We start from the raw sequence: 11723 nt of genomic DNA on the forward strand, positions 1-11723 counted from the left end.
TAGTAGCTAAAGCGTCAGGAGTAGATCATATTGTTAATTTTGAATATAATCAAGGATTAGCAAAAGGTTTTATGGCGGGAATAGAAGCTTGTTTGCAACATGGAGCTGATATTATTGTTAATACGGATGCTGATAATCAATATTGTGCAGCAGATATACCTAAACTAATTGAACCAATTTTAGATGGAAGAGCAGAAATAGTAATTGGTGCTAGACCAATTCAAGAGATTAAGCATTTTTCACCAATCAAGAAATTTTTACAAAAAATAGGTAGTTTAGTCGTCCGTATTGCTAGTGAAACAAATATTGCTGATGCTCCTAGTGGTTTCCGTGCTATTACTCGTAATGCAGCACTACAATTAAATGTTTTTAATGAATATACTTACACACTAGAAACTATTATCCAAGCTGGGCAAAAAGGAATGACAATTATTTCTGTCCCCATTAGAACTAATGGTTATTTACGACCATCCAGATTAGTTAAAAGTATTCCAGCTTATATCCAAAGATCGATTTTTACGATCGTTCGGATTTTTATGACTTATAAACCTCTAAAGTTTTTCACAATTTTAGGGACTATTCCCTTTAGTTTTGGTTTCATTTTATGTGTACGTTGGTTAATTCTATACTGGAGTGGCACTACGAGGTCTCATGTCCCTAGTTTAGTCTTAGCTGCAATTTTAATTTTAATGGGATTTCAGCTATTTATTTTTGCTCTAATTGCTGATTTGATGTCAGTTAATCGTAAGCTTTTAGAAGATATTCAGTTAAAATTACGTCGTAATTTTTTTGCTAAATCATTAGAAAATAACCCTGAAAATTATAATTTTGATTAGTTTTTTTTGGTAAAAATTTGCTGAAAATTTGCTGAAATATTTATTCTTGAAATATCCTGACAAATGATAATTATTCCTAGATGATATTTTGTTATTATTTTTGCTCAATTATTAACTCAAAAAAATGATTGGCGTGATAGTTTCTTTGAAGCAATTGTTTTATGGGGAATAATTTGAACAAAAATAACTGAATTACTTAGTCTATTTTGTTTATTTCAGTATTTTTGGGTGATAGCAGCTTGGTTATTAATAAATTGTTTATATGTATTTTTATTAACAAAACATTCGTTAAAAAAACATATAAATAATCTTAAAACATGGGGCGAAAGTTGACTAGGATGATCGCCAATGTCAATACTTTTGCTCACCTGTATAACAATTATTGTGTTCTTAATTGGTATAAATGCAATAATCGCTGCACCAAATCACTCCGATTCAATGGAGTATCATTTACCTCGTATATATTATTGGATTCAAAATCAGACTGTCGCTCCGGATCCTACCTATAATTTATTTCATCTCTATCAAAATCCTTGGTCAGAGTTTGCTATGGCTCACTTTCAAATTCTCAACAAAAGCGATCGCTTTGTGAATATGATTCAGTGGGGTAGCATGGTAATGAGTGTCTTGGGTGTTTCTATTCTTGCCAAACAGTTAGAAAGAATCCCTGTCTTTATCTGAAAGAGTGTTCCGGTGCGAACACTGTGGTTTCAATTGTGATTGCTCTGCAACTAAGTGCGCGAACGAGACTTAAATGCTAGCTTAAATCTAGCTATAGCTGGCAGTGAGAGCTACGCTCCGCGTTCCGCGAACGTCCGTGACAGCCAGAGGAGCTGGATAACGCCGACGTTGCCTGGTTGAAGCAAGAATAGAACAGATTATAAGCACGAAAATCATAGATTTATGTAGATAATCCTAGATTTATAAGAACGGAAGAAGGCTGAAAAACCTGAAAAAACTTAATATTGTATATATTCACGCTTCGGTTTACACGCTCCGATACCAAAGAGACCTCTGGTGGAAAAGAGGGAGTAGGGAGTAGGGGGGAAAGAATTAATGATTTTTGCTTATGGGATTGATTTGATTTTTGATTATCACGCCTATGTCTAAGGATAATCCAACAGATACTAAAAAATTTGATATGATTTTTGTTGGTTCCTTACTTCTTGGTTCTAAAAATATGACAATTCACTCAGAATATAAACAACGACGGGAAAATTTAATGGCGAAAATTGGCGATGGTACGGCTATTTTTAGAAGTGCGCCGATGGCTGTCATGCACAATGATGTAGAATATTCCTATCGTCAAGATAGCGACTTTTTTTATTTAACAGGTTTTAATGAACCGGAAGCTGTAGCGGTTATTGCTCCTCACCATGAAAAGCATAAATTTGTTTTATTTGTACAACCAAAAAATCAAGAAAAAGAAACTTGGACTGGTTATCGTGCTGGTGTGGAAGTTGCTAAAGAAAAATATGGTGCAGATGCAGCTTTTTCTATTAATGAATTAAATCAAAAGTTGCCCGAATATTTGAAAAAAGCAGATAAAATTTATTATCGTTTAGGACGCGATCGCAACTTTAATGAAACAGTGTTTAAACATTGGCAAAATTTAATGCGAGTCTATCCAAAAAATGGCACAGGTCCGATCGCTATTCAAGATGCGGGTACGATTTTACATCCCATGCGTCTGATTAAAAGTGATGTGGAATTAGAAGAAATGCAGAAAGCTGCTGATATTGCTGTTGATGCTCATAACCATGCCATGAAGTTTGCTCAAGTGGGGCATTTTGAATATCAAATTCAAGCGGAAATGGAGTATATATTTTCTCGTCATGGAGCTACTCCTGCTTATCCTTCTATTGTTGCTTCTGGTGCTAATTCTTGCATTCTTCATTACATAGAAAATAATCGGCAAATGCGAGAAAATGATTTGTTATTAATTGATGCTGGAGCTGCTTACAATTATTACAATTCTGATATTACTCGGACTTTTCCAATTAGTGGGAAATTTACACCGGAACAAAAGGTTATTTATGAGTTAGTTTTAAGGGCGCAAATAGCAGCAATTGAACAGGTAAAACCAGGCAATCCTTATAAGCAAATTCACGATACGGCAGTGCGAGTTTTAGTCGAAGGATTGATATATTTAGGAATGTTAAAAGGTAATATTGATGAAATAATTGAAAAGGAAAAATATAAGCCTTTTTATATGCACAGAACCGGACATTGGTTAGGTTTAGATGTGCATGATGTAGGTGTTTATCAGTGGGGAGAAGAACCGCAAAATTTACAACCAGGACAAGTGTTAACTGTGGAACCTGGTATTTATATTGGTCCTAATATTAAAACAGTGAAAGGTCAACCAGAAGTATATGACCGTTGGCGCGGAATAGGGGTAAGAATTGAGGATGATGTTCTGGTTACAGCGGAAGGATGTGAAGTATTAACTGCGGGAGTGCCTAAGTTAGTTGAAGAATTAGAAAGGTAGGTTTTAGGTAGTAGGTTGGGTTGAGGTTCTCACACAGATTATGGCACGGATATACGGATTAAGAGGTATAATACCATTTCTCAAAAAGAATGCTATACCTGATCGGGTAGGGAAGTGTGGTCCGTGTGGTCCGTGTGGGGAGAAATAAACATAAGAATAATAAACATTAACTGGGTTATTTTTAGGAAAAAAGTGATTGATATTGTGTTGATTACTTAATAACTGAAGTCCGACCTAAGTATAGCAATACTTTTGGGAATTGGTATAACTTAGCTTGCTTCCTGTCAGGGTAACCCAACAACAATTTTGCTCCCCATCTCTTCATCTCCTGTACGGACGTTGCATGCAACGTCCCTCCTACTCCCTAATGCACTATTTTAGCTGTGTCAATCCATTAGTCTACCGAAATCAAAACCGCTGTAAATTAGTTTTTGATATAATCCGTTTATCTGTGCCAAAATCTCTGTCTAACACTTGCAATTTTTATGTTAATTAATGATATTTATAGACAAAGAAGAAAGTTGTTTATCGGTTTAGTAAAGAAATGAGTAAAATCTGGGAGTGGTAGTAGTTTATAATTTTTGGAAAAACGTACTTGGACTTATCTTGTAAGTAATTTAAAATTAATTATAAAACAAGTAGCTTTTGTGATAGTTGAAGGTGTGGCAAGAAGACTATATATGCCATAAATAATGACGTTATATATTAAGATTTTCATTAAAGTTCAAGACCGTAATTTAGTTTACCAAGATTTAGAAAGTTTAATTACTCTAGGTAAATTGGAAATAGGAAATTAAAGTGTATTTCGGAAAAATTATGGCATTTCAAGCATCTTGCTTGTTAGCTTTATAGTTCATAACAAGGGGAAGTGCTGTCAAGTTTAAATAAAGATACAATCAGAGAAGTTATTAAAATTTATCTATCAACTGCACAAAAAGATTTAGAAAGTTTAATTACTTTGGGTAAATTGGAAATAGGAAACTAAACAATCTAGATTGAGAGGTAATTATGCAATGGCTAAATTATAATTTGACCGAAAAATTATTATGCAAATTATTCAGAAATACCCTCAATATCAACCTAGTTATGGAGATATTGAAAGACTATTTTTTAGGTAGCTTAAATAAAGATTTAGTCTTAACTTTGGCAATGAAGTATAATGAATAATTATAGAACAACTAAAAAAAGTAAGGAATATGAGCAGTATCATAATCGACAACTTTGATGATGACCTCATAGTTAGGTTACAAAAGCGAGCAGAATATAGTGGACGTTCTCTTGAAGCAGAAGCTAAAGAAATTATCCGTGCAGTCTTAATAGAAAATGAAGAATACTCTTTAAATCTTGTGGCAAAAATCAAGCAACGTTTTTCCCATTTTGGAGATTTTGAAATCCCAATTAGATCCAGAGATCCCCTACGCGAACTTCCCAATTTTGAGGATTAATATGATTGTACTTGATACTAATGTAGTAGCATGTCTAGCTTGAAAATGTGGGTTAAAAAACCTAACCCCCTAACCCCCTTCCCTACAAGGGAAGGGGATATCTCTCCCCTATCCTTGTAGGAGAGGGGTTGGAGCAGAGGTCTTTCAGGTTGCTCGCTCCTTACCCACAATTTTAGTCTAGACGCGCTAGTAGTGTCCGAAATAATGAAACTTCAAGGCTCATCCTTTGGTATGATAGTGACTTAATAACTAATAGCTGATAGCTGATAGCTGAATGCTTACGCAGTAACTCAACAATTGCTACTTTCAGCAACTCTTTTAGTTTATAGTATTTCTTATAAAGATGCGGAATCTAGAATCAAAAATTATAATCAGATAAAATGGAGAGTAAAGAGAAAATCATCATAACACAAAGAGTCAATTCAAATATTGACTATAACGAACAAATTCATATTCCTAACTTCATTCAAGATCATGGGGTATTATTGGTTTTGCAAGAGCCATACTTGGATATTATTCAAGTTAGTATAAATACAGAAGAATGGCTCAATATTCCTCCAGAAAATCTACTCGGACAGAACATTAAATGTCTCTTAGACTCTCATCTAATAGATAATATTCGCCAGAATTTGGCGGGATATTTTGAATATATAAACCCAGTAAAATTATCTATTCAATGTGGAAATGAAGTGAGATTATTTAACAGTATTATTCATCGTAATGATGGGGTTGTAATTCTAGAATTGGAACCTTGTGAAGATAAATCAGAGCCAGATTTTTCCCAGTTTTATCAACTAACTTTTCCCATAATTAATAAAATTCATAAATCTGCCAATTTACATGAACTTTGTGAGATTGTAGTTCAAGAAATTCGCAAAATTACTGGATTTGACAGGGTGATGATCTACAAGTTTCATCCTGATGACTCTGGAGAAGTAATTGCCGAAGATAAACGAGAAGATCAAGAAGCATATTTAGGTTTATATTATCCTGCTTATGATGTTCCCCAAGTAGCAAGAGCTGTTTTCTCTGTTAAGTTTATACGAACTATTCCAAATATCAACTCTTCAATTGTGGAGTTACTACCTAAATTTAATCCCTTAACTAACCAACCTCTAGATTTAACCTTTTCTGTGCTGCGGGGTGTTTCTCCCTGTCATATAGAATATCTTGATAATATGGGTGTTATGGGTTCAATGTCAATTTCTCTTGTGAAAGAAGGAAAATTATGGGGGTTAATTGCTTGTCATCACCAATCAATTAAGTATATTCCTTATGATAAACGAGTGGTTTGTGAATTTTTAGGTCAAATAATGTCGATTCATATTCCAATGAGAGAACAAAATGATAATTTAGATTATAAAGTTACTCTCAAGTCTGTTCAATCTGAGGTAATAAAGATTATTTATGAGTCAGAAGATTTATTAAATGTCATCACAAATATCGGCAGTAAATTATTAACAATAGTAGGAGCAACGGGAGCTGCAATTTCTCTGGAAGGAGAATATCATAAAGTAGGAAAAACACCAACCGATCCAGAAATTACAGAACTAATAAATTGGGTGAACAATCAGATAAATACTGACATATATTCAACTGATTATTTACCAAAAATTTACCCATCAGCCAAAGAATTTAAAGAGATTGCTAGTGGATTATTAGTGTTAGAAATTGCCAAGTTACAAGAAGTTTATGTTTTGTGGTTTCGACCAGAAGTAAGTCAAACAGTTAATTGGGCTGGAAATCCAGAATATCCGATTCAGATTGAATCTGATGGTACAATGAAACTTTGTCCTCGGAAATCTTTTGAACAATGGCAAGAAATACTTCAATTTCATTCCTTACCTTGGCAATCTTATGAAATAGAAGGAGCGCAGGAATTTAAAACCGCAATTGTGGGAATTGTGATGCGCAGAATTTCTGAATTAGCAAAAATCAATCTGGAACTAGAACAAAGTAATAGTGAGTTAGATTCTTTTACTTATATTGCTTCCCACGATCTAAAAGAACCATTGCGAGGTATTCATAATTATTCTACATTTTTGATGGAAGATTATGGGGAAATTATCGACCAAGATGGTCGAGAAAAATTAGAGACTTTAGTGCGTTTAACTCAACGGATGGAGGATTTAATTAATGCCTTATTATTTTTCTCTCGTTTAGGTCGTCAAGAACTCCATAAATCTACTATTAATCTGAATAAATTAATTGAAAATGTGGCAGAAGTTGTTAGGATGAGTAAACCAGATGCATCTATTGAAATTAGAAAAATGGATGATTTGCCAGTGATTTATGGAGATAAAATCCTGATGGAAGAAGTATTTAGCAATTTAATTAATAATGGAGTGAAGTACAATAAAAAAGAGGATAAAATTGTAGAAATAGGTTATGAAGAAACTGAAGAATCTGCTAGTACCATATATGTCAAAGATAATGGTATAGGTATTCGAGAAAAGCATCAAGAGACAATTTTTAAAATTTTTAAACGATTACATGGTAAAGATAAATTTGGGGGTGGTACAGGAGTAGGCTTAACAATAGTTAAAAAAATTATTGAACGTCATGGTGGTAAAATTTGGCTGGAATCTAAATATGGAGAAGGAACAACATTTTATGTGAAATTATGGAATCAAGAATAAATATATTCATTAATGGATAATGGATAATTACCGAATAATTAATAATTAATAGTTAATAATTAATAATTAATAGTTGATAGTCAATAATTAATTATTCATTCAACAATTAAGGTTTAAAGCCTCCCCTTTCAAGGGGATAAATCAAAAAAATTTCCTTTTAGCCAATCCCCTTCTTTCAAGAAGGGGTAATTATTAATTATTGAACCCTATTCCCTAATTCCTAGATTTTTTTTTCAAAACTAAAGTTTAATTGCCATTAATGAGTGAACTACAAAATACCTCAAAAAATAACTTATCTTTGCTAGTAGTTGAAGATAATGAGGAAGATTATGTTGCATTAACCAGAATAATGAGGAAGCTAGATTTTAGTTATCCTATATACCACTGTATGGATGGAGATGAAGCACTAAACTTTTTGTTTAATGAAGGAGAATATTCTAATCCTGAAATAGCTCCTCGTCCTACAATAATTTTAATAGATTTAAATCTGCCAGGAACTGATGGGCGAGAAGTAATTCAAGTAATTAAAAAGAATCAACAACTTAAAAAAATTCCTGTAGTTGTATTTTCAACTTCATCAAACCCAAAAGATATTCAAATTTGTTATGAACAAGGAGTAAACAGTTATATCCAAAAACCAGTTAATATTCAAGACTTAAATAGGAATATAGAAAGTTTTTTATCCTATTGGTTTAGAACAGTTATTCTTCCTGATAGTTGAGTTGTATAGCAATTATATAAGCATTCAGCTATTATACCAATTACTAAAAGTAATGCTACGCTTCAGCTATACTTCAAAAGTCAAGCAGAAACCGTCAATTATTTCCCCCTACTGTCGTGTCAAGCTTGAAAACGTGGGTTAAAAAACCTAACCCCCCAACCCCCTTAAGTGCTAGCGTTGGGGGCGAACTCACCCCTCTCAGAGCAGGAGAGGGGTTGGGGGAGAGGTCTCCAAGGTTGCTCGCTCTTAACCCACAATTTTAGTCTTCACACGGCACTACTCCCTCTTTTCCAGAAACCGTCAATTATTTCCCCCTACTCCCTCTTTTCTGAAGATTTATATTACATAAATAAACTTTCTGAATATTTAGAATTAAGACTATGTTATACTCTGAAAAATATTTTCTCTGACTCCCAAGTATCGACTACTTCTGCACAAAAATGTCTAACCCAACCCATAATCAAGACTCTTATACTAAGAGTAATACTAATAGACCTGAAGTTTTATTACCTAGAATAACTATTCTGCTCCTAGATGATTCTGAGGTAGATCGTCTTACCTACATTCGTTATCTGAAATCAGATCCACACCACACCTACTGCATTATAGAAGCTGAAACTTTAGAAGAAGGAATAGAAATGTGGGAGTCGGAGGAACCAAATATAGCTCTGGTAGATATCAACCTACCCGATGGAGATGGATTGGAATTTTTAGAGGCAATTGCCACTAACTACCCTAAAGATAAATTACCTGTAATTGTGCTGACTGGTTTGGGGGATGAGCGAGTTGCAGTAAGGGCAATGAAACTGGGAGCAGCAGACTATCTGGTTAAGGGAGATATTACAGCGGATTTACTATGGACCTGTGTTAGTGAAGTGTCCGTTCGCAGCACGGTGATTACTCAGCTAGATCTGAAGTCTGCAATAATTCGGAATCCCTTGGTTGTCAATCCAAATACAACACTCAAAGATGCCGTTACCCTTATGAGTAAAGAGCGATCGCTTGCCAGCTCAGACCAAATAGAGAAGGATCGTCATCAAACGGCAAGGTCAAGTTGCGTATTAGTTGTTGAGGAAAATCAAGTCGTAGGTATTCTGACTGAGCGGGATGTGGTGCGCCTCATTGCTGAGGGGCAAACCCTAGATTGCTTGGTAATAAGTGAGATAATAGCAGGTCTTGTTATGACTATGCGTGAGTCAGATTTAACGAATTTGTTTTCTGCAATCAATCTGTTTCAGAAGCATCAAATCAATCACTTACCACTCCTAGATGATCGGGAGCAGCTAGTTGGGTTATTGACTCATGAAAGTTTGCAACAAGTATGCGAACCAAATGCCTTGCTCAAGCCACCTCTGGTGAGAGAAGTAATGAACCATCAGGTGGTTTGTGTGACACTAGAGACTTCTGTGTTGGTAATTGCCCAACTTCTAGTAGAACATAGTATTAGTTGCGTTGTAATTATAGAACCTGGTGGCACGACCACATTACCCCTACAAATTCCTGTAGGGATACTAACGGAGCAAGATTTGATAAGATTTCAGGCATTGGGCTTAAATCTAGAAAATTGCACTGTAGAAGCAGTGATGAATCAGCCAATTCTAACAATTAAGCCAAAGGAATCACTTTGGGCTGTTCAACAGCTCATGGAGGAACAAAATATCCGTCAGTTGGTTGTGACAGGGGAGCAAGGAGAGCTTCTAGGGATCGTTAGTCAAAGTAATGTGTTGCAAGCCATCAATCGCCCGAAAGTTGATAAGTTAATGGAAGTTTTGGAACAACGAGTAATGCGTCTAGAGGCAGAGCGAATCAAATTGTTGGAAAGTAGAACTGCCGAGCTACAGAGTATCCTAGAAGATCGGACTGCTGTTCTTAAGGCTAAAGTAGATCAGGAAAAATTACTGATGACTGTAACGGAGCAGATCCGGTCATCCCTGGATTTGCAGAACATTCTTGATACAACTGTGCAAGAATTTCGTTTACTGTTGCAGTGCCATCGAGCGATTATTTACCAATTTTGTCCTGATTCTTCTGACGCAGTGGTCGCTGAGTCAATTGCTGAAGGTGAGCGATCGCTATGGGATTCAGAACTTGCTAATGTCTGGGTGACTCCAGAATGGATTGAAAAGTATAGTAAAGGTCAGATTCGGGTAGTAGATGATCTATATAAATCACAGCTAACTCTAGAAAAGCATTCTAATATTCGTGCAGCGTTGGTTGTGCCTATTATTGTAGAAGAGCAACTATGGGGTTTGATGCTCGCGAGTCATCGGCATAGCTACACATGGACAACGGATGGAATTGATTTAGTGCAACGGTTATCTGTTCACATTGCCATTGCTATCCAACAAGCAAAAGCATATCAACAAATGCGAGCAGCAAAAGAAACTGCTGAATATGCTAACCGTGCAAAGAGCGAATTTTTAGCCCTGATCAGTCACGAAATACGTACTCCAATGAATGGTATTTTGGGGCTTACCCACTTAGTCCAACAAACCCCTCTTCAGCCTAATCAACAAGACTACCTCAATAAAATCAAAAGTTCTGCCCAATCATTGCTAGAAATCATCAATGACATCCTCGACTTTTCCAAAATCGAAGCCGGAAAACTGGAACTGGAATATATCCCATTTGAACTCGATGACATCCTAAATTCCATCAACAATATTCTTGGTCTTAAAGCTGTAGAAAAAGGAATAGAACTAATCTTTAAAGTTGGGGATGATGTTCCCCGGTATTTAATTGGAGATTCACTGCGCTTAACTCAAGTTTTGATGAATCTGGCGAGCAATGCTGTCAAGTTTACTGAAACTGGTTTTGTTACTATTGCAGTTGAATTGCTTAGTTGTACTGATGAAACTGTACGTCTGAAATATCAGGTGCAAGATACAGGGATGGGTATTAATCAGTCTCAAATCGAAACACTATTTCAATCTTTTACACAAGTTGATGCTTCTATCAGTCGCAAGTATGGTGGGACAGGACTCGGACTAGCAATTTGCAAAGGTCTTGTTAACATGATGGGAGGTAACATTGGGGTTGAAAGTGAACTGGGTAAAGGTAGTACATTTCATTTTGAACTAGAGTTTGGCTATTCCAGGGAGCCTAGTGAGACTTATTGTTCTTCTCTATCAAGCAATCTCAGAGAGACTCAATTCTCTAGCTTGGTAAGACTTGAGGAAATTCAGGGAGCTAATATCCTACTGGTAGAAGACAATGCAGTCAATCAACAAATCGCCCAGGAATTGTTGCGAAGGGTGGGGCTGAACGTAGATTGTGCAACCAATGGAAAAGAAGCGATAGCTAAAGTTCAGGAGCTTAGTTATGACCTAATCTTGATGGATATTAGGATGCCTGAAATGGATGGTCTAGAGGCTACCAAGATGATCCGTTGTCTGGCAGAGGAGAACAACAGCGAGACGAAATGGTTTGCCACAGTGCCTATTATTGCCATAACAGCTAATGCTATGGATATAGATAGAAACAAAAGCTTGGCAGCTGGGATGAACGGTCATCTCTCCAAACCTGTTAATCCACGAAAGTTATATGAGACTCTCTGCAAGTGGATTATTCCTACTCGGAGTTCCTCTGTAG

8 protein-coding genes are annotated in these 11723 nt (G+C 35.7%); all 8 read left to right on the plus strand.

Annotation, left to right across the window (positions count from 1 at the left end; all coding sequences use genetic code 11):
• Positions 1-836, plus strand: an 836-nt coding sequence (locus F6K22_RS15765) for a glycosyltransferase family 2 protein (RefSeq protein ID WP_293099471.1), incomplete at its 5' end; no start/stop codon positions are given.
• Between the two features lie 348 nt (positions 837-1184).
• Complete coding sequence (locus tag F6K22_RS15770; protein ID WP_293099474.1) at positions 1185-1517, plus strand: hypothetical protein; 333 nt, start codon at positions 1185-1187, stop codon at positions 1515-1517.
• Between the two features lie 499 nt (positions 1518-2016).
• Positions 2017-3327 carry an aminopeptidase P N-terminal domain-containing protein gene (locus F6K22_RS15775; protein WP_293099492.1) on the plus strand — a complete coding sequence of 437 codons (1311 nt, stop codon included), beginning with the start codon at positions 2017-2019 and terminating at the stop codon, positions 3325-3327.
• A 1008-nt stretch (positions 3328-4335) separates the two neighbouring features.
• Positions 4336-4494: a hypothetical protein gene (locus F6K22_RS15780; protein ID WP_293099477.1), complete on the plus strand. Its 159-nt coding sequence runs from the start codon at positions 4336-4338 to the stop codon at positions 4492-4494.
• 29 nt (positions 4495-4523) lie between these two features.
• The gene (locus F6K22_RS15785; protein WP_293099481.1) at positions 4524-4772 is read left to right on the plus strand and encodes a FitA-like ribbon-helix-helix domain-containing protein; all 249 of its coding nucleotides are present in this window, start codon (positions 4524-4526) and stop codon (positions 4770-4772) included.
• 380 nt (positions 4773-5152) lie between these two features.
• Complete coding sequence (locus F6K22_RS15790) at positions 5153-7411, plus strand: ATP-binding protein (protein ID WP_293099483.1); 2259 nt, start codon at positions 5153-5155, stop codon at positions 7409-7411.
• Positions 7412-7670: 259 nt separating this feature from the next.
• Positions 7671-8132 (plus strand): response regulator, encoded by a 462-nt coding sequence (locus F6K22_RS15795; RefSeq protein WP_293099486.1) that lies wholly within the window; start codon positions 7671-7673, stop codon positions 8130-8132.
• Positions 8133-8572: 440 nt separating this feature from the next.
• The coding region (locus F6K22_RS15800; RefSeq protein WP_293099489.1) for a response regulator at positions 8573-11723 on the plus strand (3151 nt) is incomplete at its 3' end.

It is taken from the genome of Okeania sp. SIO2F4 (assembly GCF_010672385.1).
In the GTDB taxonomy this organism is placed as follows: Bacteria; Cyanobacteriota; Cyanobacteriia; order Cyanobacteriales; family Microcoleaceae; genus Trichodesmium.

What these genes read in the sequence shown, in the direction of transcription:
- F6K22_RS15790 (WP_293099483.1), top strand. Translation starts at nt 5,153, where the DNA reads ATGGAGAGTAAAGAGAAAATCATCATAACACAAAGAGTCAATTCAAAT.
- F6K22_RS15775 (WP_293099492.1), top strand. Translation starts at nt 2,017, where the DNA reads ATGACAATTCACTCAGAATATAAACAACGACGGGAAAATTTAATGGCG.
- F6K22_RS15780 (WP_293099477.1), top strand. Translation starts at nt 4,336, where the DNA reads ATGCAATGGCTAAATTATAATTTGACCGAAAAATTATTATGCAAATTA.
- F6K22_RS15795 (WP_293099486.1), top strand. Translation starts at nt 7,671, where the DNA reads ATGAGTGAACTACAAAATACCTCAAAAAATAACTTATCTTTGCTAGTA.
- F6K22_RS15785 (WP_293099481.1), top strand. Translation starts at nt 4,524, where the DNA reads ATGAGCAGTATCATAATCGACAACTTTGATGATGACCTCATAGTTAGG.
- F6K22_RS15770 (WP_293099474.1), top strand. Translation starts at nt 1,185, where the DNA reads ATGTCAATACTTTTGCTCACCTGTATAACAATTATTGTGTTCTTAATT.